The organism is Streptococcus oralis (genome assembly GCF_026782345.1).
Classification (GTDB): domain Bacteria; phylum Bacillota; class Bacilli; order Lactobacillales; family Streptococcaceae; genus Streptococcus; species Streptococcus oralis_CK.
Map to the genome: position 1 here is coordinate 133,096 of NZ_JAKUWI010000003.1, position 24,813 is coordinate 157,908.

General features: G+C 43.3%; 29 protein-coding genes. 4 read left to right on the forward strand and 25 right to left on the reverse strand.

The features are described 5' to 3' along the window. Window positions 1-31: 31 nt before the first annotated feature. The 9 genes from MK405_RS08000 to MK405_RS08040 form a co-directional block, all read right to left on the reverse strand. Window positions 32-226 (reverse strand): DNA-directed RNA polymerase subunit beta, encoded by a 195-nt coding sequence (locus MK405_RS08000; protein ID WP_000977280.1) that lies wholly within the window; start codon window positions 224-226, stop codon window positions 32-34. After that, window positions 213-1,493 carry a UDP-N-acetylglucosamine 1-carboxyvinyltransferase gene (murA, locus tag MK405_RS08005; protein WP_000411909.1) on the reverse strand — a complete coding sequence of 427 codons (1,281 nt, stop codon included), beginning with the start codon at window positions 1,491-1,493 and terminating at the stop codon, window positions 213-215. The genes MK405_RS08000 and murA overlap by 14 nt, the downstream gene beginning before the upstream one ends. Before the next feature lie 23 nt (window positions 1,494-1,516). After that, entirely contained in the window at window positions 1,517-1,747 is a 231-nt protein-coding gene (locus tag MK405_RS08010; protein WP_071788301.1) for a DUF1146 family protein, read from the reverse strand. Between the two features lie 55 nt (window positions 1,748-1,802). Beyond that, the gene (locus MK405_RS08015) at window positions 1,803-2,840 is read right to left on the reverse strand and encodes a SepM family pheromone-processing serine protease (RefSeq protein ID WP_268704744.1); all 1,038 of its coding nucleotides are present in this window, start codon (window positions 2,838-2,840) and stop codon (window positions 1,803-1,805) included. After that, window positions 2,824-3,312, reverse strand: a complete 489-nt coding sequence (coaD, locus tag MK405_RS08020; RefSeq protein WP_268704745.1) for a pantetheine-phosphate adenylyltransferase — start codon at window positions 3,310-3,312, stop codon at window positions 2,824-2,826. The genes MK405_RS08015 and coaD overlap by 17 nt, the downstream gene beginning before the upstream one ends. Then, window positions 3,302-3,841, reverse strand: coding sequence for a 16S rRNA (guanine(966)-N(2))-methyltransferase RsmD (gene rsmD, locus MK405_RS08025; RefSeq protein WP_268704746.1), 540 nt, complete (start codon window positions 3,839-3,841; stop codon window positions 3,302-3,304). Before rsmD ends, coaD begins: the two co-directional genes overlap by 11 nt. A gap of 64 nt (window positions 3,842-3,905) precedes the next feature. Then, window positions 3,906-4,898 carry an aspartate--ammonia ligase gene (asnA, locus tag MK405_RS08030; RefSeq protein WP_000747987.1) on the reverse strand — a complete coding sequence of 331 codons (993 nt, stop codon included), beginning with the start codon at window positions 4,896-4,898 and terminating at the stop codon, window positions 3,906-3,908. Window positions 4,899-5,007: 109 nt separating this feature from the next. Continuing rightward, the gene (locus MK405_RS08035; protein WP_084853066.1) at window positions 5,008-5,691 is read right to left on the reverse strand and encodes a Bax inhibitor-1/YccA family protein; all 684 of its coding nucleotides are present in this window, start codon (window positions 5,689-5,691) and stop codon (window positions 5,008-5,010) included. 55 nt (window positions 5,692-5,746) lie between these two features. After that, entirely contained in the window at window positions 5,747-6,487 is a 741-nt protein-coding gene (locus tag MK405_RS08040) for a TrmH family RNA methyltransferase (RefSeq protein ID WP_084853067.1), read from the reverse strand. Window positions 6,488-6,520: 33 nt separating this feature from the next. Between MK405_RS08040 and MK405_RS08045 the strand changes: the two genes are divergently transcribed. Next, window positions 6,521-6,799, forward strand: a complete 279-nt coding sequence (locus MK405_RS08045; protein ID WP_001174619.1) for an acylphosphatase — start codon at window positions 6,521-6,523, stop codon at window positions 6,797-6,799. Between the two features lie 77 nt (window positions 6,800-6,876). Next, window positions 6,877-7,806: a membrane protein insertase YidC gene (gene yidC / locus MK405_RS08050; protein WP_268704765.1), complete on the forward strand. Its 930-nt coding sequence runs from the start codon at window positions 6,877-6,879 to the stop codon at window positions 7,804-7,806. A gap of 70 nt (window positions 7,807-7,876) precedes the next feature. Here yidC and pflA read toward each other — a convergent pair whose 3' ends face one another. The 13 genes from pflA to MK405_RS08115 form a co-directional block, all read right to left on the reverse strand. Then, window positions 7,877-8,671, reverse strand: a complete 795-nt coding sequence (gene pflA, locus MK405_RS08055) for a pyruvate formate-lyase-activating protein (RefSeq protein WP_001288284.1) — start codon at window positions 8,669-8,671, stop codon at window positions 7,877-7,879. A gap of 121 nt (window positions 8,672-8,792) precedes the next feature. After that, the gene (locus MK405_RS08060; RefSeq protein WP_268704747.1) at window positions 8,793-10,049 is read right to left on the reverse strand and encodes a diaminopimelate decarboxylase; all 1,257 of its coding nucleotides are present in this window, start codon (window positions 10,047-10,049) and stop codon (window positions 8,793-8,795) included. Between the two features lie 66 nt (window positions 10,050-10,115). Further along, window positions 10,116-10,943 carry a pur operon repressor gene (purR, locus tag MK405_RS08065; RefSeq protein ID WP_002874197.1) on the reverse strand — a complete coding sequence of 276 codons (828 nt, stop codon included), beginning with the start codon at window positions 10,941-10,943 and terminating at the stop codon, window positions 10,116-10,118. Window positions 10,944-11,047: 104 nt separating this feature from the next. Continuing rightward, window positions 11,048-11,989: a 3'-5' exoribonuclease YhaM family protein gene (locus tag MK405_RS08070; protein WP_000703210.1), complete on the reverse strand. Its 942-nt coding sequence runs from the start codon at window positions 11,987-11,989 to the stop codon at window positions 11,048-11,050. Beyond that, window positions 11,979-13,235: a DNA recombination protein RmuC gene (locus MK405_RS08075; RefSeq protein WP_268704748.1), complete on the reverse strand. Its 1,257-nt coding sequence runs from the start codon at window positions 13,233-13,235 to the stop codon at window positions 11,979-11,981. The genes MK405_RS08070 and MK405_RS08075 overlap by 11 nt, the downstream gene beginning before the upstream one ends. A 1-nt stretch (window position 13,236) precedes the next feature. Next, a complete protein-coding gene (locus MK405_RS08080; RefSeq protein WP_268704749.1) occupies window positions 13,237-13,899 on the reverse strand; it encodes a thiamine diphosphokinase in 663 nt (220 codons plus the stop codon). Continuing rightward, window positions 13,862-14,518 (reverse strand): ribulose-phosphate 3-epimerase, encoded by a 657-nt coding sequence (gene rpe, locus MK405_RS08085; protein ID WP_268704750.1) that lies wholly within the window; start codon window positions 14,516-14,518, stop codon window positions 13,862-13,864. Before rpe ends, MK405_RS08080 begins: the two co-directional genes overlap by 38 nt. 10 nt (window positions 14,519-14,528) lie before the next feature. Then, window positions 14,529-15,407, reverse strand: a complete 879-nt coding sequence (gene rsgA / locus MK405_RS08090; protein WP_268704751.1) for a ribosome small subunit-dependent GTPase A — start codon at window positions 15,405-15,407, stop codon at window positions 14,529-14,531. A gap of 1 nt (window position 15,408) precedes the next feature. Next, window positions 15,409-16,281 carry a 16S rRNA (adenine(1518)-N(6)/adenine(1519)-N(6))-dimethyltransferase RsmA gene (rsmA, locus tag MK405_RS08095; RefSeq protein ID WP_221161223.1) on the reverse strand — a complete coding sequence of 291 codons (873 nt, stop codon included), beginning with the start codon at window positions 16,279-16,281 and terminating at the stop codon, window positions 15,409-15,411. Window positions 16,282-16,300: 19 nt separating this feature from the next. Then, a complete protein-coding gene (locus MK405_RS08100) occupies window positions 16,301-17,014 on the reverse strand; it encodes a dimethyladenosine transferase (RefSeq protein ID WP_268704752.1) in 714 nt (237 codons plus the stop codon). A gap of 191 nt (window positions 17,015-17,205) precedes the next feature. Then, the gene (locus MK405_RS08105) at window positions 17,206-17,541 is read right to left on the reverse strand and encodes a hypothetical protein (protein ID WP_268704753.1); all 336 of its coding nucleotides are present in this window, start codon (window positions 17,539-17,541) and stop codon (window positions 17,206-17,208) included. A gap of 93 nt (window positions 17,542-17,634) precedes the next feature. Further along, window positions 17,635-18,201 carry a ribonuclease M5 gene (gene rnmV, locus MK405_RS08110; protein WP_268704754.1) on the reverse strand — a complete coding sequence of 189 codons (567 nt, stop codon included), beginning with the start codon at window positions 18,199-18,201 and terminating at the stop codon, window positions 17,635-17,637. Then, entirely contained in the window at window positions 18,201-18,974 is a 774-nt protein-coding gene (locus MK405_RS08115) for a TatD family hydrolase (protein WP_268704766.1), read from the reverse strand. The genes rnmV and MK405_RS08115 overlap by 1 nt, the downstream gene beginning before the upstream one ends. A gap of 149 nt (window positions 18,975-19,123) precedes the next feature. Between MK405_RS08115 and MK405_RS08120 the strand changes: the two genes are divergently transcribed. Further along, complete coding sequence (locus MK405_RS08120; RefSeq protein WP_033585477.1) at window positions 19,124-20,968, forward strand: APC family permease; 1,845 nt, start codon at window positions 19,124-19,126, stop codon at window positions 20,966-20,968. Window positions 20,969-21,149: 181 nt separating this feature from the next. On the opposite strand, the gene rpmH is transcribed toward MK405_RS08120, so the two are convergent. Together rpmH and MK405_RS08130 are read right to left on the reverse strand one after the other, a co-directional pair. After that, complete coding sequence (rpmH, locus tag MK405_RS08125) at window positions 21,150-21,284, reverse strand: 50S ribosomal protein L34 (RefSeq protein ID WP_000831902.1); 135 nt, start codon at window positions 21,282-21,284, stop codon at window positions 21,150-21,152. A 144-nt stretch (window positions 21,285-21,428) separates the two neighbouring features. After that, a complete protein-coding gene (locus tag MK405_RS08130; RefSeq protein WP_000657746.1) occupies window positions 21,429-22,643 on the reverse strand; it encodes a pyridoxal phosphate-dependent aminotransferase in 1,215 nt (404 codons plus the stop codon). A 246-nt stretch (window positions 22,644-22,889) separates the two neighbouring features. Between MK405_RS08130 and MK405_RS08135 the strand changes: the two genes are divergently transcribed. Beyond that, window positions 22,890-23,342 carry a universal stress protein gene (locus MK405_RS08135; RefSeq protein ID WP_167266368.1) on the forward strand — a complete coding sequence of 151 codons (453 nt, stop codon included), beginning with the start codon at window positions 22,890-22,892 and terminating at the stop codon, window positions 23,340-23,342. A gap of 32 nt (window positions 23,343-23,374) precedes the next feature. Here MK405_RS08135 and MK405_RS08140 read toward each other — a convergent pair whose 3' ends face one another. Then, window positions 23,375-24,769 carry a Cof-type HAD-IIB family hydrolase gene (locus MK405_RS08140; RefSeq protein WP_268704755.1) on the reverse strand — a complete coding sequence of 465 codons (1,395 nt, stop codon included), beginning with the start codon at window positions 24,767-24,769 and terminating at the stop codon, window positions 23,375-23,377. Between the last annotated feature and the right edge of the window lie 44 nt (window positions 24,770-24,813).

Sequence of the window (24,813 nt, forward strand, 5' to 3'; positions counted from 1 at the left end):
TATTCCTTTAGAAAAAGACTGGTCTCCCAGTCTAATTTCCTGTAAATTTGCTAATCAATTCCTGCCACTTTGCCGGAGACAAGATAGCCCACGGATCCTGTCCCTTTCCTAGGATGCCATAGCCAACCATCAAGCCGATTCCTAAAGCAAGGAAACCTAGCAAGAGTACGATAAAAATCAACAGTAGGCGACGGAGTACATAGCGTAAGTTTTTATTCTTCATCATTTGCCTCAATTCGCTGAATCTTCGCCCCTAACTGAGCTAACTTCTCATGGAAGCGGTAATAACCTCTATCAAGGTGGACTAGTTTACCGACAACTGTTTCTCCTTGCGCCACCAAACCTGTCAAAATCAAAGCAGCACTAGCGCGAAGGTCCGTTGATAAAACTTCTGCCCCCTGTAAAGCCTGCCCCCCTACAATACGAGCTGTGTCACGGATAATCTCTGAATGCAAGCCCATACGGCGCATTTCCTCCAAGTGTTGGAAGCGATTCTCAAACACCGTTTCCACCATGGTTGATTCCCCTTTTGCAACTGTCATCAGAGCTGTAAATTGTGCCTGCATATCTGTTGGAAATCCTGGATGTGGCAAGGTTTTTACATGAACAGCCTTGAGATTTTCAAGTTGAGAACGAACACGAATACCTTCTGATTCCTCTGTCACTTCAACGCCCATTTCAAGTAGTTTTGAAATCAAGGGACGATTATGCTCCCAGACTGCATCACGAACGAGAACATCCCCACCTGTCATAGCTGCTGCTACCATAAAGGTTCCAGCTTCAATACGGTCCTGTACTACAGTATGAGTCGTACCATGGAGGTCCTCAACACCAATCACGGTGATTGTTTCTGTGCCAGCTCCCTTGACCTTGGCTCCCATTTCATTAAGGAAGATAGCGAGATCAACAATTTCTGGCTCACGCGCAGCATTTTCAATGACCGTTACACCATCAGCTAGAGTTGCTGCCATCATGAGGTTTTGTGTTGCGCCGACACTAGGGAAGTCCATGTAGATATGAGCGCCATGCAAGTGGTCTGCCTTGGCTTCGATGTAACCAGCTGCCTGAGTGATTTTTGCCCCCATAGCTTCCAAACCTTTGAGGTGGAGGTCGATCGGACGACTCCCGATGGTGCACCCCCCTGGCATAGAAACTTTGGCATGGCCTACACGAGCAAGGATTGGTCCCAAGACAACGATGGATGCTCGCATCTTGCTGACATATTTATAAGGAGCTTCCTCCGTGATATCACCAGTCGCATCGACCTCGACAATATGAGCTTCCTCATCAAAGTCCACCTTGGCATTCAGACCACGAACTACTTGATTCATGGTGAAAACATCTGACAAGATTGGGACGTTCTGCAAGACTGTCTTACCCTTGCTTGCTAGAATAGTCGCTGCCAACAAGGGCAAGACTGCATTCTTTGCTCCCTCGATTGTCACACTCCCGACCAGACGATTATCTCCGCCTTGAACCACAATTTTTTCCATAGTTGTTTCCTTTACTTTTGATTTTATAATAGTCCTCTAAGCGCTTCTTGCCACAGCTGGTACAAACTGATAAAGAATGAACTCAAGATGTAGCCCATCACAATACTAAAGAAGCCGACCAACAAACGAACCTTTTTTGTGTTAGTAGCGGTCACTTTTAAAACCTTTTCCCATCTTACAAGATCCTTTAAAAGGTAAAAACTCAAATAAATAAAGAGTATATGACTACTTATAGTGAATAATAATTGAACCATTTGACTATTATACCATCTTATCCGCTTGCGCGCTAGTTTTCGATTTTTCTACAAATTAGGGATTGTTTTTAAGGTAATCAATCGCATCCTGCAGGGTCTTAACAGGAACGATTTTCATCTCTGTTTTGATCGTTTTAGCAGCTTCTAAGGCTGTTTCATAGTTGCTTTTCGCATTTGGATCTGCTTTTTTTGCTTCCTCAGTGACTGGATTGTCAGGGGCAAAAAAGACGTTGGCTCCCTGACGAGAGGCTGCAACTACTTTTTTGTCAATTCCACCGATGTCGCCAACATTTCCATCGCGATCAATTGTTCCCGTTCCCGCAACGATGCGGCCATTACGAAGTCCTGGATCTGCTATCTGGGTGTAAATAGCTAGACTAAACATAAGACCGGCACTTGGCCCCCCGATACCTGCTGTTGAAAAATGAATTGGAACGTCACTGGTCACTTCCGTACGGTCAATCAAGCCAATCCCAATCCCATTTTTCCCGTTTTCGAGAGTGATAATTTTACCTTCTGCAGACTTGACTTTTCCGTCTTCTTCATAGGTCACCTTGACCGTGTCCCCTAATTGTTGAGAATTGACATAATCGACCAAGTCCTTGGAACTATCAAAAGTCTTATCATTAACAGCCGTCACGGTATCCGCAATGTTCAGAATACCCTTAAAAGTTGAATTATCTGTCACGGTTAAGACATAAACTCCCAAATACTTGAGTTCGATATTCTTTCCAGCCGTCTTCAATCCTTGATACTTGGCCATGTTTTGAGAAGTTTGCATATAGAACTGATTGATCCGCATAAATTCTGCATCAGTAGAGCCACCCGTAGTCTCCTTGGCACTTCTAATATCCGTGAAAGGTGTTAACCAAGCATAGACAAGATGCGACAGGGTTGCATGTCGAATGCCGACTGTTACAAACTGGTAAGCTCCTGCTTCTGTGTCTTCTGTTTCATTGACTTTCAAAACGCGACGAATATCTTCCGCTCCACCTGGAACTTCTATGTAGTAAGGTAAAGGTACTACAAAGGCTAAAAAAGTCAATACTAGTGCTAGGATGACATATAAGGGCCATCTAGTTTTTTTCTTCATGTTCTAATTCCTCCACAACACTGTTTGGGACATATTGCTGAATCTCCTGACCAAACCTCAGAAGTTCTCTCACGGCCGAAGAGCTGATATAAAGATGCTCCTGGCGACTATATAAGTAAATGGTTTCGATTTCTGGAGCCAGTTGATGATTGTAGTAGTCAAAGCTAGACTCGTATTGCAAGTCGGTGGCATTCCGCAAGCCACGGACAAGGGTTTTAGCCCCCAGTCTTCTTGCAACATCGACGACCAGTTGGTCATGAGAAGAAAGCACCTCTACATTATCTAAATGCGCCACAGCTTTTTCGACTGCCCGTTTGCGATTTTCAACAGGGAGAAAGCCTTGTTTGTGGGGATTGTAGAACACCCCGACATAAAGCTTATCAAAGAGTCTGCTGGCACGTTCAATGATATCCAGATGTCCATTTGTCATCGGATCAAATGAACCTGTAAATAATCCAATTTTATCTGACATAGACTGTCACCTTACTAATCCCATATATTTTTTCCTTCCAGATGCCTAAGCAGGCGATTTCTTCTGGAAGTTCTACAGACTTATCGGTTTCACAGACAACCATGATCTCTTCAGAGAAAAGGTTTCTTTCTGCCATTTTTTCGATATCTGCAACGATTTGTTCCTTGGCATAGGGAGGGTCTAAAAAGACCAGGTCAAAGGGACCTTTCACTTGCTCCAAGGCCCGTTCAGCCTCCATCTTTAAGAGCTGAAATTTGGAAACTTCCTTGGTCATTTGGATATTTTCAGCGATGACAGCTTGTGCCTTTCGATCCCGTTCCACTAAGACTGCATGGGACATCCCTCTTGACACAGCTTCAATAGACAGACCGCCACTGCCAGCATAGAGATCCAAAACACGACCACCCTCAAAATAGGGACCTATCATGTTAAAGATAGCTCCACGCACCTTATCCGATGTCGGCCTCGTCGTCTTGCCTTCTAGCGTCTTGAGGGGACGCCCTCCGTAGATTCCTGATACGATTTTCATACCGTTTATTATACCAAATTATAGGCAAAAAGAGAAAGAAAACCGAACCTTGCGGTTCGATTCTCTACAAAATATTTTCGTACGTATCGCGAACTTCTTGAGGCCAGACACTGGTCTGAACTTCTCCGATGTGTTTCTTACGAAGAAGGAACATGGCCATCCGAGACTGTCCGATCCCTCCACCGATTGTCAGTGGGAAAAGGCCGTTAAGCAGAGCTTTATGCCATTCCAGCTCAAGACGATCTTCGTCTCCGGTAAGAGCCACTTGGCGACGAAGGGTATCCTCATCTACCCGAATCCCCATTGATGAAAGTTCAAAGGCACAACCAAGAGATTCGTTCCAAACGAGAATATCGCCATTCAACCCCTTGTAGCCATTTTCAGACTCTGTTGTCCAGTCATCGTAGTCAGGTGCGCGGCCGTCATGAGGTTTGCCATCAGGCAACTCGCCACCAATACCAATCAAGAAGACAGCACCGAACTCTTTACAGATCGCATTTTCACGCTCTTTCGGTGTTAGATCTGGATAGCGTTCCACCAACTCTTCTGTGTGAATGAAGGTGATTTGTTTTGGCAAGATGGATTCGATATCGTAGCGGGCTTCGACGGCTAACTCTGTCAGACGAATAGCCTTGTAAATCTTTTCAACTGTTTCTTTAAGATAAGCGATATTGCGTTGACCATTTGGAATCACTTTTTCCCAATCCCACTGGTCCACATAAACTGAGTGGGTCGCGTCGAGCGAATCTTCGTCTGGACGAAGGGCCTTCATGTGAACAAACAGACCCTCACCTTCTCCAAAACCAAAACGAGCTAAGGTGTGGCGCTTCCATTTGGCAAGTGAGTGAACGACTTCATAGGTTTCATCTGGAATCTGCAAGACCTTTACGGATACTGGATGTTCGACACCGGACAAGTTGTCCTGCATCCCATCACCAACCTTGCTCAAGATGGGACCTTGAACTTCAACAACTTCTAACTTATCTTTCAAATACTGGGTAAAGGTGTTTTTGACAAAGGAAATCTCTTCTTGCTGATGAATAAAACTTTTCTTCATAAACGGCTCCTCAAAAATTAGTTAAAAGCATTATACACCTATTTCCAAGAAAAGAAAAGAGTAAATGAGAAAAAGTCAGTGCTCTTTCGAACACTGACTCTGTCATTCATTAATCGTTTCGACCAAAGATTCGTAAGATGCTAAGGAAGAGGTTGATAAAGTCTAGGTAGATGCTGAGTGCCATTGAGATGATCCAACCTGTCGCTACTTGTCCTCGTGACTGCTCATAAACATAGCGAATCTTTTGGTTGTCCCAAGCAATCAAACCTGAGAAAACCAAAACCATAGCAATACTAATCATGTAGTCGAAGAAGCTATTGGCTAAAAATAGATTCACAACCATGGCAATGATGAGGCCGACAAGCGCCGCCATCAAAGCTCGTCCCATGCCACTCAAATCTTTCTTGGTGAAAATTCCGATTACCGCCATGACAAAGAAGAGAAGGGCACTAGATACAAAGGCTGATAAGACGGTCCCAGGTGTATAGAAGGCTACGACAAAACTAAGCGTAAATCCATTTAAAACAGAATAAACTAAAAATACTGGGAGAGCTGCTGGGCTGTTCTTCGCAGCCATGCTACTTGCAACAAAGACTAGAGCAAGTTCTGCAAAAGTTGCAACCATCAGCCAGAGACGGCCATGCATTAAAAAGTAGACCAATTGGGACTGAAAGACTGTCAACATCAAAGCTGACACAAGAGCTGATAGACCAATCCCAAGTCCCACAAAGGCATAAACCTTAGCGTAAAATTGATTGAGACCTGAACGTTCTTGAATAATCGTTTGATTCATTCTGATTCTCCTTTTCTCTATAAATATGTCTTGATTATAACAAAGATTTTATAAATCAGCTAAAATAAAACATCAATATACCTGCGGCAACTGCCACGTTGAGACTTTCTGCCCGACCTTTCATGCCAATATGAACCAGCTGCTCAGCACTCTCAACCATGGCAGGACTAATCCCCTGTCCTTCATTTCCCATGACTAAAACAAAGTTCTCTAGTGAAGAAAGCTCACGATAATCCTTTGACTCTCTCGATAAGGTCGTTGCCAGAATGGGCATAGCAGTCTTCTTAGTCTCTTCTATAAAGGAAGCAAGAGACATCCGATAGATGGGCAAGTGAAAATGACTTCCTTGCATGGAACGCAGGGTCTTGAGACTGTAGATATCTGCTGACTTATCTGAAACAATAACCCCTGTAAAACCTGCAGCATCCGCAGTTCGAATCATGGTGCCAACATTACCAGGATCTTGGACTTCCTCTAAAAATAGAAACTTACCCTGACGAAAATCAGGCAGTCCTATTTCCTCTTTTTGAATCACTGCAACAATCCCTTGAGGAGTTTGCGTATCTGCCAAATCCAGCAAAATCTCCTCTGAAACCCAGATAGTTTGAGGAAAAGCGACTAGCTGATCTCGGTAACTTTCTAAGGCAAAAATCTTCTCAATCGTTACTCCTGCTTGAACAGCTTCTTCAAATAAGTGCCAGCCCTCAATCAAGTAAGCAGACTTTCGATATTTTTTTTGATGTAATTTCTTGGCATTTTTTACCACAGAATTGGCTTTTGAGGTTATAATAGTCATAGAAATATTATAACACAATCAAAGGGGTTTGGTATGCAAAAGGTTAGAATGATTGCCCAAGGCAGGGTGCAAGGTGTTGGTTTTCGCTGGGGTGTTTATACTTTAGCTCTTGAAATCGGTGGCATCACTGGTCGTGTCTGGAATAATGACGATGGCACAGTGGAAATTCTCGCTCAGGCAGACTCTTCTGCCACCATGGCAAAATTTATCCAAGAAATCCGAAAAGGTCCGACACCCTTTTCAAAAGTTACCTATCTAGATGTACAAATGAGCAACTTTTCATCCTATCCAGACTTCAAAGTCGCAAATTAGGTCTCTAGAACTATTGTATATTTTACAAAAAAACAGTAGAATAGAAAGGTATAATTTTTAAAGAAGGAATGAAAACATTGAAATCTATTAAACGTTTTACCCTCTCTGCTATGGGAGTGGCTATGCTACTCGTCTTGACAGGCTGTGTCCAAGTAGACAAAGCAACAGGACAACCTACTGGTTTTATCTGGAACACTATCGGATCGCCTATGGCAGAGGCTATCAAGTACTTCGCTACTGATAAAGGTCTAGGCTTTGGTGTGGCTATCATTATCGTAACCATTATCGTGCGCTTGATTATCTTGCCACTTGGTATCTACCAATCATGGAAGGCAACGCTTCACTCTGAAAAGATGAATGCCCTCAAACATGTCCTTGAACCACATCAAACACGCCTTAAAGAGGCAACAACTCAAGAAGAAAAACTAGAAGCACAACAGGCTCTCTTTGCTGCACAAAAAGAAAACGGCATCAGCATGTTCGGTGGTGTAGGATGCTTCCCTATCCTCATTCAGATGCCTTTCTTCTCTGCTATCTACTTTGCAGCCCAGTATACTGATGGAGTATCTAGCTCTACCTTCTTGGGTATCAATCTTGGTTCCCCAAGTATGATCCTTGTCGCCTTCGCTGGTATCCTCTACTATCTCCAATCACTCCTTTCACTTCACGGAGTAGAAGACGAGATGCAAAGAGATCAACTCAAGAAAATGATTTACATGAGCCCACTCATGATTGTCGTCTTCTCCCTCTTCGCACCAGCTAGTGTGACACTTTACTGGGTTGTCGGTGGTTTCATGATGATTCTCCAACAGTTCATCGTTAACTATGTTGTTCGTCCAAAACTTCGTCAAAAAGTACGTGAAGAATTTGCCAAAAATCCACCAAAAGCAAGTTCAGCATCAACTACAGGCGGGCGAAAAGATGTCACCCCTAACCAAGCAACTGCAATTACGACTACTAAGAAACATAAAAAACGTAATGCTGGTAAACAACATTCTAGAAAATAAGGTAACGGCTTAGCTGAAAGGCTAGGCCTTTTTGCATTACAAAAGCCTGATGTTCCCACCAGGCTTCTTTTTATCCATGTACACGCTTCATATAGTCTTGATAGCTTTCTGTGTCCATGAGTTTTTTGGCATTCTTGACACGATCTGCTGTTGGTGGTTTTACCCCTTCAAGTGAGTATGGAATTCCAAGTTCACGCCACTTGAATTCTCCCATAGTGTGATAAGGTAGGATTTCAAACTTATCAACGTTTTTGAGGGTTTTGACGAATTTACCGAGTTCAATCAAGTCCTCATCTCTGTCTGTCAAGCCTGGAACCAGCACATGGCGAATCCACACAGGCTTCCCAATATCTGATAGATATTTTGCACAGGCCAAGATGTTTTTATTGGTTTGGCTGGTAACAATCCTGTGTTGTTCGTCGTTGATCTCCTTGATATCCAAGAGAACCAAATCTGTCACAGCCATGAGTTTATTAAACTTTTCGAGATAACGTGGTTTATTACGGAACGGAAGGGCACAGGTATCCAAGGTACAGTGGATTCCTTTTTCCTTGGCCTTGGTAAAAAGGGCAATCAAGAAATCAATCTGCAAGAGGGCTTCTCCTCCACTGACAGTGATTCCTCCCTTGTCTCCCCAGAAACCACGGTAGCGAAGGGCTTCTGACAAAACATCGTCTACTGTCCGTCTTCGTGATTTATTGGTCTCCATAGCCCATGTATCGGGGTTATGGCAGTACTGGCAACGCATCTGACAGCCCTGCAAAAAGACAATAAACCGAATCCCAGGGCCATCTACCGCCCCAAAACTCTCTGTCGAATGCACCATTCCTGTCACTTGTCCATAGTCAATTGTTTCTTCAGACATATCGTCACCTTCCTTGAAACCGTTTTATAGTTTTATTATATCACGAGTAAGGTGAAAAACAAGGTTTTTTTGTCTATTTTTTAGAAAGCAATCTGTTTTTCACTTTCATTTTCAATTTCTTTTAATGATCCGATTCAAAATCAAAACCATACAAGGTTGCAAAATAGTCCTCAGGGCGCTCTGCACGGCGGATTTGGCGGGCTTTACCTTCTTCAGTATAGAGGATTTCTGCCGAGCGTAGTTTGGCATTGTACTGGTAACCCATGGAGAATCCATGTGCACCTGTATCATGAATTACCAGCAAATCACCGATTTCTGTATGAGGTAGTTCGCGATTAATGGCAAATTTATCATTGTTTTCACAGAGTGAACCGACCACATCTACCACCTCAACAGGGCCGTCTGGATGAGTAAGATTAGTGATATGGTGGTAGGCCCCATACATGGCTGGGCGCATGAGGTTGACTGCTGAGGCGTCCACACCCAGATAGGTACGATAGGTTTTTTTCTTATGAGTGACTCTTGTGACGAGAGCTCCATGAGGGGCTAACATAAAGCGACCCAATTCGGTGAAAATCTTAACCTGACCAAGACCTGCTGGCGTGAGGACTTCCTCATAAACCTTACGAACTCCCTCACCAATCACAGCAATGTCATTTGGCTCCTGATCTGGACGGTAATTGACTCCGATTCCGCCGGAAAGATTGATAAAGTCTAGTGGAATACCCAACTTTTCCTTGATTTCAACAGCCAATTCAAAGAGCTGACGCGCCAACTCTGGGTAGTAGAGATGGGTGACAGTATTGGATGCTAGGAAAGAGTGAATCCCAAAAGTCTTGGCTCCTTTTTCCTTCAAAATCGCAAAGGCTTCAAAAAGCTGGTCCTTGGTCATGCCAAACTTGGCTTCTCCAGGATTGTCCATGATATCTGTTCCTAGCTCAAAAACGCCACCAGGATTGTAACGACAGGAGATGATTTCTGGAATGCCTGCTGCACGCTCTAAATGTTCAATATCTTCAAAGGCATCCAAGTTAATGGTTGCGCCCAATTCACGCGCATAGGCATATTCCTTGTCTGGCGTGTTGTTTGAAGAGAACATGATTTCAGAACCGGGGAAATTCAGTTTATGGCTCATCAAAAGCTCCACGTAACTAGAACAGTCCACACCGCAACCTTCCTCTTGGAGAATTTTCAAGATGGCTGGAGTTGGAGTGGCCTTGACTGCAAAATATTCTTTAAAGCCCTTGTTCCAGGAAAAGGCTTTGTTGACTGCTCTTGCTTTTTCGCGAATCCCCTTCTCGTCGTACAAGTGAAAGGGAGTCGGGAACTCTGCAACAATTGTTTCTAAATCTTCTCGGCTGATAAATGGTGTTTTCATAAGCTTCCTTCTATTCTGTTTGCAAAGAAAGGCTGGGACAATCGTTCCAACCTTTAGTTCTATCTCTTATTTGTCTTCGTCAAAGATATTTCCAATCTCGACATCGATGGATTGGTTCTTGACATCAATATTGGTTACTTTCAAGAGTGACTTGTAATCGAACTGCTTTTCACGTTCTTCTTGGGCATTGTCTGCAAAGACTGCGACACCAGCTAGTTCAGAGTCGAACTCACGTAAGAGACTAATCATCCCATTGACAGTTCCGCCGCCTTTCAAGAAGTCATCCACAATCAAGACACGACTGCCTGCTTTGAGGCTGCGTTTTGAAAGGAACATTTTCTCGATACGGTCTCCACTTGAACCTGATACGTAGTTGACGCTGACAGTTGAACCTTCAGTGATTTTCAAATCACGACGCACAATGACAAATGGAACATTGAGGACATTGGCAACTGCATTTGCGAGCGGAACCCCTTTTGTTGCTACTGTCATAACGGCATCGATTTTTTGGTCCATAAAGCTCTTGGCAATGATGCGCCCAATATTTTTCAAAATGGCAGGTGTACTGAGCAAATCAGACAGGTAGATGTAGCCACCTGGCAAGATACGGTCGCTTTCTGAAAGTTTGTCACGCAAATCTGCGATCATTTCTTTGGCTTCATGACTCGAGATTGATGGTGTAAAGATAACGCCACCACCTGCTCCAGTCACAGTCTGAATATGGCCGATTTCGATTTCCTCAAAGGCACGCTTGATAATCACGATGTCCTCTGAAATCGATGATTTAGCAGATTCGTACTTTTCTGCAAAGGTGTTGAGACTTGTTAGTTTGTATGGATTATTAATCAAATAGTTGGAAATGACAACCATCCGATCACTTCTTCTTAATTTCATTTTTATTTACCATTCCATTTAATTTTGATATTTTATCCATTATACCATATTCACATAAAAAAACGAACATTATTGCGTAAAAAATGCTCGTTTTTCTTAAATTATTAATCTAAATCTGGTTTATAGAAGGAACGATTGTCCATAGCGAAGATTTTATTGGTCATCTCTCCTTTGTCCACCAAAGCTAGAGCTGTTGACATCATCATCATGCTGGCATCTAGATTGTCAATCATATGGATAATCTCTGCCTCCATGATACGTGGACGAACCGGGCTTCCATACTCCAGTAAGCCATGGTGACTGAGGATGACATGGCGCAGTAGCACCACTTCTTCCCTAGTATCATCGATGCCGAGTTCCATGACTGTCTTGGTAATTTCACTATCGATCAGGGCGATATGCCCAAGGAGATTGCCTCGAACTGTGTACTCCGTCTGGTCTGGTCCCGTCAACTCAATGACTTTGGCCAAATCATGCAGCATAATCCCAGCATAGAGCAGGCTCTTGTTGAGCTGAGGATAGATCTCACTAATGGCATCTGCCAAGCGCACCATGGTTGCTGTATGATAGGCTAAACCTGTTTCAAAGGCATGGTGGTTGGTCTTGGCAGCTGGATAGGAGTAGAATTCCTTATCATACTTGGTGTAGAGACTGCGAACGATACGCTGCCAGACAGGATTTTCAATCTTGAAAATCATTTGCGACATGTAGTCACGGATTTCCTTGACATCGACTGGTGACTTGACCTTGAAGTCAGCTGGATCATTGGGTTCCCCAGGCTGAGGCAAGCGAAGCGTGATTTGATTAACTTGAGGAGTGTTGTTATAAACTTCTCGACGTCCCTGCATGTGGACTACTTTCCCAGCGGTAAAGGCCTCAACGTTATGAGGTTGGGCATCCCAAAGTTTCCCTTCAATCTCGCCACTATCGTCTTGGAAGGTAAAGGCTAGGTAGTTTTTCCCAGCACGCGTCTGTCTCAGGTCAGCTGATTTGATCAGGTAAAAACCTTCAAACAGCTCATCTTTTTTCATGTGACTAATCTTCATATTCTTCCTCATCTTCTTGGAAATGGAGTAGATCAAGCGCAGGCTCACCTTCTGATAATTCAATGTGACGGAGCGTCCGCTCGATAGCTGTGGTACGACGGTTTAATAATTCATCAATATTGCCAGAGGCATGTTGGAGATGCTTTTGCGCCTTGACCAGAATGCCTCCGAACTTGCCAAACTCAGTCTTGACGCTGGCAAGAGTCTTGCTGATATGGTCAGCACTCTTTTGGATATTGAGAGTCTTGAAGCCAACTGATAGAGAGTTAAGCAGGGCTGATAGGGTACTTGGACCAGCAACAATAATCTGCTCCTCCCGTCTCAAATCATCAAAGAAGACCGGATTGCGAACAATCTCTGAGTAAAGTCCTTCTGTCGGAACAAACAAAACCCCAAAATTAGTCGTCCGAGGTGGCGCTATGTACTTGCTCTTGATATCCTTGGCAAAGCGCTTGACGCTAGCTAGGAGTGACTTGCGACAACGTTCAATCTCGTCCTTATCGCCTGCTTCATAAGCTTCTTCTAAGCGGTAATAATCCGCCAGTGGAAACTTGGAGTCAATCGGCAAATAGACATATTCCTGGCCACCCTGTCCGGGCAGTTTGATGGCATACTCTACTCGCTCGCTGGAGTTTTCAACCGTTGCAAATTCTCGTTCGTACTGGGCAGGCGTCATGATGTCTTCGATGATTTGCCCCAGTTGCAATTCTCCCAGAATCCCTCGCGTCTTGGTCCCAGAGAGAACCTTGTTAAGAGCGCCAACATCGCGGGCAACTGTCTGCATCTCTCCAAGACCACGATTGACCGACTCCAGTTGCTTAGAAACTGTCTCGAAGGAAGCCTGCAAGCGCGTTTGCAAGGTCTTTTCCAACTTTTCCTCGACTGTCTGGCGCATTTGTTCCAAGCGTTGCTCATTGGACTCCTGCAAGGCTTGGAGACGTTGGTCGGTCTTATCTCTAGTTTGAAGGAGATTCTCGTTCATCTCCTGTCTAACTTGAGTCAAGCCTTGGTGCAACTCCATTCGCACCTCCTGCAAACGGTCGCTGACAGCCACTTCCAAGTCTTTTTGGTCTAACTGACTGGCTTGTCTGGCTTGTTCAAAGCGATAATCCAGTTGATCTGAAAGATTGTCTGCCTGATCCTCCAAGCTCTTGGCTAGGTACTTGTCTTGCTTATCCTGCCTTTGCCAAATCAGAAAGAGTCCAGCTAGGTTGACAATTAATAATAGTAATAATACAGTCTCCATCCTACCTCCTGTCCTTGCTATGCAGCACGACGACATAACCATCTGGGCAAGTTACCGCAACTTCCCTATCTATATATTCGTTAGAAGCGTACACTTTTTTAAAGAAAAAATTTTCCTCTGTCAACTCATACTTGGCACCAAGAATAGTCAGCTGGCTATCCCGAACTGGCATAAAAGCTAGATAATCGTAGTCCGAACGTGGTTCAAGTTGACTGGTCCCTTCTGGACAATATGCAATCAAGTTTTGCCCATCCTCAATCGCTATCTGACGCATATAGGGTGCCAACTTGGGATTGCTAGGCAGAAAGACATTAGCCAGCATATGGTCAATACGACCACCCAAAGCCCCAAAAATAGTCACCTGAGCCTGAGAATTTTGCTCAAAGATGGTCAAGAGAGCCAATTCCAGATCTGTATCATCCTTTTCTGGCTGGGCTTGAACAAAATGTTGGGCACGTTTTTGAATCAACTGACGTTCGTCTGCAGTCACCGAATCAAAATCCCCAACTGCTAGAGTGAGAGGCAGATCTTCTTCCAAGACCCAGAGCGAACCGCGATCCACACCGACAAAACAATCAAAATCCGTCCGATAATGACCGCGATCTCCGCCGGCAAAAATGGCAACCCTAGTCCAATTGTTTTCTGAGAGTTTGCACTCGTTCATTGACATCTCCCTTAAAGACATAAGACCCCGCTACAAAAACGGTCGCACCAGCTTCTTTAGCCTGAGAAATGGTTTGATCATCAATCCCACCATCGACTTCGATCTCAAAGTTCAAACCTTTTTCCTCACGAAGGGCAACCAACTCACGAACCTTGTCCATGGTTTCAGGCAGAAAGGCTTGTCCTCCAAATCCAGGATTCACTGTCATGACCAAGACTTGGTCAACTAGGTGAAGGACATGCTTAATCGCCTCCACAGGCGTACCAGGATTGATAACAACCGAAGGTTTGACACCGAGCGAACGAATTTTTTGGAGGGCGCCATGGATATGAGATGTTGCTTCTACATGGATACTGATGATGTCTGCACCTGCACGCGCAAAGTCTTCTAGATGATGCTCAGGATTTGATACCATCAAGTGGCAGTCAAAGACCATCTTGCTATGGGGGCGAAGAGCTTCAACCACACCTGCACCAAAACTGATTTGTGGTACAAAGTGCCCATCCATGATATCGATATGGGCATACTCTGCCCCAGTTGCTTCTAGGCGTTTGATTTCACGTTCAAAGTTGGCATAATCTGCTGCCAGAATTGACGGAGCAATCTTGTATTGAGACATAGGCTTCTCCTTATTTTAGAATTTTTTTGCTGACTTTTTTATAGGTTTCTCTGCGATTTTCAATCTCACTAAGGAATTGCAGGTAGTTGTCAAAACGGAAGGTTGCAATGATACCCTCTTCTACTGCTGGCTTGACCGCACAAGAAGGCTCATGAGTATGGGTACAGCTACGGAACTTACAATCTCGACTGACACTGGCAATCTCTGGAAAGGCCTGATTGAGGTCTTCAGCCGTTGACACTTCATAATCCAGTGATGAAAAGCCTGGCGTGTCTGCGATTTTACCTCCATTGAGGTTGTAAAAACTAACAGCTCGAGTGGTATGGCGACCACGACCTAGACTGTCTGAGATCTCTCCTGTTTCAAGATTGAGGTCTGGTGCGATTTTATTGAGGAGGGTTGATTTTCCAACACCTGTCTGCCCCATAAAGACCGTCACTTTTCCTGTCAACAAAGGCAAAAGTTCTTCTTTACTAGTCACAAAGTCGTAACCAATGGCACGATAGGTTTGTTGGTAAAAACTTAATTCTTCCCTATCTTCCAGCAAGTCCATTTTAGAAATATAGACGATGGGATGGATACCCTTGTGCTCCAAAAGAACCAAGAAGCGATCCAACAAATTGCTATTAAAATCCGGCTCCTTGACCGACATGATAACCACCGCTTGGTCAATATTAACAATAGGCGGACGGACCAGACTATTTTTCCGTTCGTGGATCTTGAGGATATAACCTTCGGAATTTTCCTCAGCAGAAAAATCTACCCAGTCTCCGACATAGGGTGTGTGACCTTTTTTACGGAAATTCCCACGCGCACGTGTCTGATAGACTTGGCCATCACTCTCTACATAGTAGAATCCTGCTAAGGCTTTAATAATTTGTCCCTGCATCTTAGAGTCCTTGTCCTTTAAGTGCATCTGAAAGGCTAGCAAATTCTGCTAAGCTGAGAGCTTCACCACGCACAGATGGAGATAAGCCTGCCTGGTCCAAAGCCTTGGTCAGCTTATCCTTGACTTCATCAGTTTTCCCAAAGTAGCCTGTTAAGTTGTTCCATAAGGTCTTGCGACGATGGGTAAAACTAGCCTTGGAAACCTTAAAGAAGAAGTTCTCATCTTTCACTGCTACAGCCGGCTCTGGACGGCGCACCATTTTTAAAATGGCTGAGTCCACATTTGGGGCTGGCACAAAGACCGTACGAGGCACGATGAAGGCAACCTTGGCTGTCATGTAATATTGAACAGCAATCGACAAACTACCGTAAGCTTTGGTATTGGGCTGTGCTGAGATGCGATCCGCCACTTCTTTTTGCATCATGACGACAAACTCACTAAAAGGAATGCCACTCTCGATTAAATGCATGAGAATAGGCGTTGTGATATAGTAGGGCAAATTGGCAACTACCTTAATCGGCAATTCAGGATTTTTGAAATTCTTGATATGCTGCGCCAAGTCAACTTTGAGAATGTCCTCGTTGACTACTGTTACATTGTCAAAATCATGTAAAGTATCTGCTAAAATTGGCACCAAACGGTGGTCGATCTCAAATGCCATGACTTGAGCTGCACGCTCAGCCAAAAATTCTGTCAAGGCACCAATCCCTGGCCCGATTTCGATAACGTTAACCTGATCATCAATTTCAGCTGTATCCACAATTTTTTGAAGGATATTGGTATCCGTCAGGAAATTTTGCCCGAAGGACTTTTTAAAGGTAAAACCGTGACGCTCCAGCACTGCCTTAGTCACGCTATAATCTGCAATTCTCATTTATTCTCTTTTCTATTTATTAGCTAAAAATAATATATAAAACCCACATAATTACTAGTGCCAACAAAATCCAAAACACTAAAAGAACACGAGACTTGTTCCCTTTTGAATCAGCTCCAGTCGTACCTAGCACTTTCTTATCTTCTTGGGGGTTCATTTTCTTCAGTTCATCCTGATAGGCAACCGAATCTACAATATTGTCTTCTGGCAATAATTCTGAAGCATAATAATCAGGAAAGCCCATAGCAAGACCAATTAAGTTCTTTTCTGTCACAGAAAAATCTAAATCTTTGGGTTGATTTTCCCGAATAGCTCGTATATTTTTTAACAGTTTATCAGAAACAACAGACACTTGGTCCATAAAAACAACATCTAAAAGATCAAATCCGAGCACATCACCGTCTTTGACATTTGCAAGAATATAGCGGACAAAGTCATCATATAGTTGCACGGATTGCGGGGCATTCTCTTCTAAAAAAGATCGGTTTTTGAGGGCATTCTGCTGGAATTTTTCAATAGAAAGCAAGATATCTACATTCTGCTCTTGGTAAAATCTTTCTGCTTGCTCTTCATCTTCTTCCAGTTTTTCTGCTGTTTTCCAGAGAGCAATCGGAGCTTTTAAATCTTCTTCATCCCAAAACAATTGCCAAAAATAGGGTATTGTGTAAATTCCCTCTGTTAGAATACGGGCTTCATCTCCGTTTTTTAAGTAAATATAACTTCTATTTGCCATATCATTTCCTTTCACAATCTTTGAAAAAGGTTAGTGGTTCAAGTAGGATGTAGATAAAACTATAAAGTTTCCAATTTTTCATGCCCAATCGAAAACCTAGACTTCATTTAAAAAGATGTTTCATAAAAGCACCAAGGGACGATAACAATACATGACCAGTTCAACCTCGGTCAGGACATCATCTGCAATTCTCATTTATTATCTTTACTAATATAGTATGCTTCCGGGGTATAATGATAGAGCAAAACAAATAAGGGTGTCTCCGTAATTCCTTCCAACATCTCTTTTAATACTCCATCTGAATGGATAATCTCTCCTGTTTTAGTGAAATAAACACCTTGTTCACCATTCCGATTACGGAGTTCCCAGGCCACATTATTTCCTTGAACAGACGGCAAATAACCTTTCTTTTCTAGAAAGTCAAAAAATTCTTTCACCGTCATATCTTCAGGAATCTCAAATTCTGTCTCATGGGGCAGTACATCATCCCCCATACACACAGACTCTCTGTCAACTTGTATTTTCATTTCGATCTGTCCTTATAAGTTTCTATTTGAACGCTATCAAAATAAATCTAAGTACCTCTATTGTAACACATTCCCTTTGTATTTTTGGGCTATCTAGCTATTATCATAACTTTCCATAGCTTCTTCCACTTCTGCCAAGGTTACGCCAAACAACTCTAAACGCTTGAGGAGTTGCTTGCCGTTGGAATAGCCGATGCGGAGCTGTTCGCCTAAATACTCTCGGCGCCTACGGCTGTCTGCTCCCGCTAGGAAACCTAGGCGAATCAAGTCACCACGACTGATGTCAAACTCGTTCTCGTTTTCAAATTGTTCTGTCACCTGAGCCAGCGCTGTTTTTAGATCTTCATAGCTGGCGTGTTCGATTCCCAGAGAACGTCCCTTGGATTTGGATTTGGGAACAGCCTCATCTCGCTTGAGAAAGGCATGCTGCACCGTTGGAATGGCCGTCATAATCATGCGCCGAATGCGCTCCCCATTAAAATCTGGGTCTGTAAAGACAATGACTCCATGCAATTCCTGCAGGCGACGAATCCGCTCTATATCCTGGTCATTTATTGCGGAACCTCGTGTTTCATAGGTCTCTACATCAAAGTAACGTTTGAGATTGGCCGTATCATCGCGACCTTCGACCACAATGACTTGGGAAATTTTTTCTTTCATCACTTGCTGTCCAATCCAAAGATACGCTCCGCATTTGCAGTTGTTACTGCGGCTAACTCCTCAGTCGTCATCCCACGCAGGTCGGCGATAAAATCTACCACATAGCGAGTATAGGCTGCTTTGTTTTCACGACCACGTTTAGGAACAGGAGCCAGGTAGGGAGCATCTGTCTCTACCAAAATCTTGTCTAAAGGAAGCTCTCTAGCAGCTTCTTGGACATCCGTAGCTTTTTTAAAAGTCACCACTCCTGAGAAAGAAATGGTCATACCAAGCTCGACAAATTTCTCAGCCCACTCGAGAGAGCCTGAAAATGAATGCATAATTCCACCACGAAGACCAACGCCCTCACTCTTGATAATCTCATAAGTATCTTCCAGCGCATCACGGGTATGAACCACAAAAGGCAAATTCAAATCCTTAGACAGCTGAATCTGACGACGAAAAACCTGCTCCTGCACTTCCTTAGGTGCTGTCATCCAATGGTAGTCCAGACCAATCTCACCTAAAGCAACAACCTTGTGATGTTTTAGTTTTTCAAGCAAGTAAGCTTCGACCTCATCTGTGTAAGTCCCTGCCTCCGTCGGATGCCAGCCAATAGTTGCGTAGAGCTGCTCATACTCATCTGCTAACTCTAGGGCTCGCTCAATGGTTGGCTTATCAAAACCAACAATATTCATCTGTGTCACACCCATCTCAGCAGCCAGGGCGAGTTCTTCTGCCTCGCGTCCTGCAAATTCTTCTACATTTAAATGTGTGTGCGTATCAAAAATCATCTCTTCTAACCTCATTCTTCCATCTATTATACCAAAAATAGCATCCCTCGGCTTGGAAAAATATCCAAAAACCAGTCATTCTCCCTTGACTGCCCTTTTTCAAAGCAGTATAATAACACTTATTGAAATTTTCATCAAAGGAAAAGAAAATGTTTAGAAAATTAAAATATACCTTTATCGGTCGACCACTCAAGTCTCTCACAGACGGCGAAGGGGGATTACTTGGAAAAATGCAGGCACTTGCAATGTTATCCAGTGATGCCCTGTCTTCTATTGCCTATGGACCCGAACAAGTCATTCTCGTTTTAGTTAGCCTCTCTCCTCTCGCCATTTGGTGGAGCCTCCCTATCGGTATTTTTGTCCTCTTACTGCTCGCTAGTTTGACCATTTCCTATCGTCAAATCATCCACGCCTATCCTCAAGGTGGAGGAGCTTATATGGTCACTCGGGAAAACCTCTCCCCTGAACTAGGCTTGATTGCAGGGGGTAGCCTCCTTGTTGACTATATGCTGACAGTAGCCGTATCCGTTGCTTCTGGAGCTGATGCAATTACAGCAGCCATCCCTGCCCTCCATCCCTACAATCTTCATATCTCTATTTTCCTAGTCTGCCTGCTCATGCTCTTGAATTTAAGAGGCTTGAAAGAATCTGCCAGCTCTCTGATGATTCCCGTCTACCTCTTTATCTTCAGTACCGTCTTTCTCTTGCTTTATGGGTTCTTTCAACTATTTACAGGTTCCCTAAACTATCAGGCGACTTCAACCATTGGACAAACTGTTCCGAGCCTTTCCATCGTTCTCCTATTGAGAGCCTTTACCAGTGGCTCTGCCTCTCTGACAGGGGTTGAAGCTATTTCAAATGCGGTACCATTTTTTAAAACTCCGAAAGAAAAGAATGCTGCTCAGACTTTGACCATCATGTCGCTGATTTTAGGATTTCTTTTTGCAGGCATTACCTTCCTAAACTACTGGATGGGTATCACGCCTCAACACGGAGAAACCATCCTCTCGCAAATGGCCAAGGGCATTCTTGGTGATTCATTCTTTGGTCATGCTAGCTACTATCTCTTCCAGTTCTCAACTGCCTTGATTCTAGCTGTAGCTGCAAATACTGGCTTTTCAGCCTTCCCTATGCTGTCCTACAATATGGCCAAAAACAAGTACATGCCTCATCTCTTTATGGAAAAAGGGGATCGCCTTGGCTACTCCAACGGTATCTTAACTCTGGCCTTTGGGGCTATGATCCTTCTTCTCATTTTTAATGGGAATACTGAACGCTTGATTCCTCTTTATACTATCGGGGTCTTCGTTCCCTTTGCCCTTTCTCAGACTGGGATGATTCGCCATTGGAAAAAGGAAAAAGGAGTAAACTTCTTAAAATCTGCCTTCGCTAATATCCTTGGGGCCATCATTTGTTATGCCATTGTCCTCATTTTACTCCTCTTCAGACTGGGTGATATCTGGCCATTCTTCCCAATTATTCTAGTCTTAACCTTCCTCTTTTTGTCCATTCACAACCATTACCAAAAAGTGGCAAAACAGCTGCGACTCTACGAAGGAATCGAAAAACGCACTTATGACGGTAACCTTGTCCTTGTCCTAGTAGGAAATGTTACTCGAGTAAGTGTCGGAGCCATTAACTACGCTCAAAGTATCGGTGACGAAGTGTTGGCCATGCACATTTCTACTAAAGAAACGGCAGAAAAAGACCAAGAAATTCTTCAGGAATTTGCCGATTACTTCCCAAGTATCACTCTGAAGAATATCAATACCAGCTACCGCGACATCATCACCCCTAGCGTCAAGTATGTCAAACGAATTGCCCAAGAAGCTAAGCAAAAAAACTACACCGTTACAGTCCTTGTACCACAGTTCATCCCTAACAAGCCTTGGCAAAATATCCTGCACAATCAAATGAGCCTCAAACTTAAATACGCTCTCAGATGGCACGAAGACGTCGTTGTCGCTAGCTACTCTTATCACTTAAAAGAATAAACAAAAACTCAAAATCAGTAACTTATATCTGGTTTTGAGTTTTTTGTATGTGACCTTTTAAATGAGCATTCCATGAATTCCATCTGAAATTGACGATTTCGTGGGCAATGCACCCTTTAAGATAAAAAGAAAAGCCAGTAGACTCGAGTTCCTACTGACTTCTTTGCTGAATTTGTTTGGATTATGCAGCCAAAACTTTGCGTCCTTTACGACGACGAGCTGCCAATACGCGACGACCGTTTTTAGTTGACATACGGTTACGGAATCCGTGTTTGCGCGCACGACGAATTTTACTTGGTTGATAAGTACGTTTCACGATGAATACCTCCTCATAGATTTTGTATTCGTTTAGCCGGCTATAAAGTGATCAGTTACTAAACATACTTTACTATTCTATCTGATTCTGATACTTTTGTCAATAGCTCTAGGCAAATGTTTCCAGCTTTTTCTCATGTAAGCCCTATCTACGATACTGTTTCAAGAAACGAGTCATCTTTTCTTGGATTTGTGCTAATTCATCCACACGAGGAAGGTAAACGATACGGAAATGGTCAGGTTCTTGCCAGTTAAAACCGCGACCATGAACCAAGAGAACCTTCTCTTGCTTCAAGAAATTGAGGACAAATTGTTCATCATCATCGATGCGATACATATTGCGGTCAATTTTAGGGAAAATATAAAGTCCGGCTTTGGGTTTAACAGCAGATAAACCAGGTATATCTTGAATGGCATTGTAAATGAAGTTTCTTTGCTCGTAGATCCGTCCACCAGGAAGGAGCAATTCGTCCACCGACTGGTGCCCACCTAGCGAGGTTTGTACGACTTGCTGGGCCAAAACGTTAGAGCAAAGGCGCATGTTAGACAACATATTGAGACCTTCAATATAGCCCTTGACATGTGTCTTAGGTCCAGATAAGACCATCCATCCTATACGGAAACCAGCGATACGGTGAGATTTTGAAAGACCATTCATGCTGACACAGAAGACATCTGGAGCCAGACTAGCTACTGAGACATGCTCATGACCATCCATGACCATACGGTCGTAGATTTCATCCGCAAAGATAATTAAGTCGTTTTGACGTGCAATCTCGATAATCTCTAACAAAAGTTCCTTGGGATAGAGGGCTCCTGTAGGATTATTTGGATTGATGAGAATAATAGCCTTGGTATTTGAAGTGATTTTTGACTTGATATCATCAATATCAGGGTACCATTCTGCAGCCTCATCACAGATATAGTGGACGGCATTTCCCCCAGCTAGGCTGACAGCCGCTGTCCAGAGAGGATAGTCCGGCATGGGCACCAAGACCTCATCTCCATTGTCCAAAAGTCCCTGCATGGACATGACAATCAGTTCACTGACACCATTTCCAAGGTAGATATCATCAATATCCACATTTGGGAATTTCTTCAGTTGGCAATACTGCATGATAGCCTTACGGGCTGAGAAAATCCCTTTAGAATCAGAGTAACCTTCGCTATCACGCGCATTCATAATCAAATCATGAATGACCTCATCTGGCGCTGTAAAGCCAAATTCTGCTGGATTCCCTGTATTCAGGCGTAAAATCTTTTCTCCGTTTGCTCGCATACGCATGGCTTCTTCTAAAACAGGACCACGGATATCATAAGCAACATGCTCTAGCTTGCTAGATTTGTTAAATTCTTTCATCTTTTTTCCTCAATTCGTCAGGATAGTAACATTATACCACTAGAAAGTCGCTGCGACAAGCTTCCATAAACAAGGAAGTAAAAGAAAAAACATTGACAAAGAGAATCCTCACCAATTCTCTTTTCTTTTATTTCTATATACGCACTAAGTCGATGACCAACAATATGGTTTAAAATATGATTTTTACTTTACTTCTTTAGTGAAAAGGGTTACAATAAAAGTAAGAAAATTTCAGGAGGTTTCATTATGGCACAACGTTACCAAAATGTTATGGTCGCAATTGATGGTTCTAAAGAAGCGGACTTGGCTTTCGTCAAAGGTGTTTACACTGCTCTACGCAATGAATCCAAGCTCACCATTGTCCATGTTATTGACACACGCGCTCTTCAAAGCGTATCTACCTTTGATGCTGAAGTTTACGAAGAACTCCAAGCCGATGCTGAAAGTATGATGAAAGAGTATGAAAAGCGTGCAAAAGACGCTGGTTTAACGAATATCCACATCGTCATCGAAATGGGAAATCCCAAAACTCTCCTCGCTCGGACGATTCCGGACGCAGAAAATGTTGACTTGATTTTAGTTGGTGCTACAGGTCTCAATGCCTTTGAACGCCTCTTAGTCGGTTCTTCATCTGAATATATTCTCCGCCATGCAAAAGTCGATTTGCTGGTCGTAAGAGAAAGTGAAAAAACATTATAATTATTAAAAAAGGAGCCTAGAGCTCCTTTTTGTTACTTATTATTTCTATTTCTTTCTTTATGTCGCTCATAAGCCTTAAGCTGACGTTGTAGCTCCTGTTTAATGGCAGGTTCTGGAGCATATTTTTCTTCCCAGTCATCCGGTTTTAAAATCTTGTGCGTAACTGGGTCAAAATGAGCTTTTCCATCAGGGAAAACCTTCCCCATATTTGCTTCATGGACAATATCAAAAATGCGTTCTGGATCCACTCCCATCAAAACAAAACTACCGTACGTGAAATACAGTGTGTCGATCAAAGCATCCACTTGACCGACCAGATTTTGCTTAGCAGGTGTCTTTTTCGCCACTTTCTCTGCCGCCTTATCAAGTGCCTCATGCATGCTTGCAAGGGAGTCTTGGAATTCTTCCTCCGAAGAACTTGCCGCGCGGACAAACTCTACTAATTCTTCAATTTTAAAATCTGCGCGGTGGGTTGCACCTTCAGCATCCCATGCCTGTGGTTCTTCTTGAGTTCGCTCATCCATCATGTGGTGGAAGGTCTTGACTTTATTAAAGTGGTAGTCCCGACTGACAAACACTTTTTCTGAAGCTAAAACGCCAAAGTGCTCAAGCGCCTTGTGGATGCCATCTTGTTGATTGCTTGCCGTAATGTGTTTAGCAACCTCTTTGGCACTGCTACTGCCATTTCCCATAGCGACTGACATACCGACACCCGCCAACATTTCCAGGTCGTTATCTGAATCACCGAAGGCCATGACTTGATTGAGATCAAAGCCATATTCTTTTCCTACTCGGCGAATGCCTTCTAGTTTGGAATTTCCTTGGTTGATGATATCTGCTGCAAAAGGATTGCTTCGAGTTAATTTCAAATCTTCAAAATCAGCTGCTGCTTTCTCAGATTCCTCTGGCGTCATCAGCATCAAAACTTGATAAATAGGTTGGTTAATCAAGTTAAGTAGGTCGTCTTCTTTTTGAGGAACTGCCTTGCTGACCATCCGATTAAAAGAGCGGCTAACGGTTCTTGTCAGCACTGTCGGGATAAAACGACTAACCAGTTGGGAAAAGGATCCGAGACCAAATGACATAATTTTCGAACCAACAACGGCATGCTCGGTTCCAAGAGCGATTTCTTTACGCTCCTTTTTAGCATAAGCAATCAGTTGACGCAGGCTTGATTTAGCAATCGGACTTGCAAAGAGTACCTTTTCTTTATTAAAAATGTATTGGCCATTGTAGGTCACTGCAAAGTCTAGGTCCAAGTCTTCCATCAATTCCTTGACAAAAAACGGCCCTCGTCCTGTCGCTACTCCAACAAGTACCCCTTGCTCTTTAACAATCTTAATCGCGTCCTTAGTGGATTTCAAAACACTCTTGCGATCGTTGACTAGCGTTCCATCGATATCAAAAAAAACAGCCTTGACTTCCATCCTATCCCATTCTCCCCTTTTGTGTTACAATGATTATACCACAT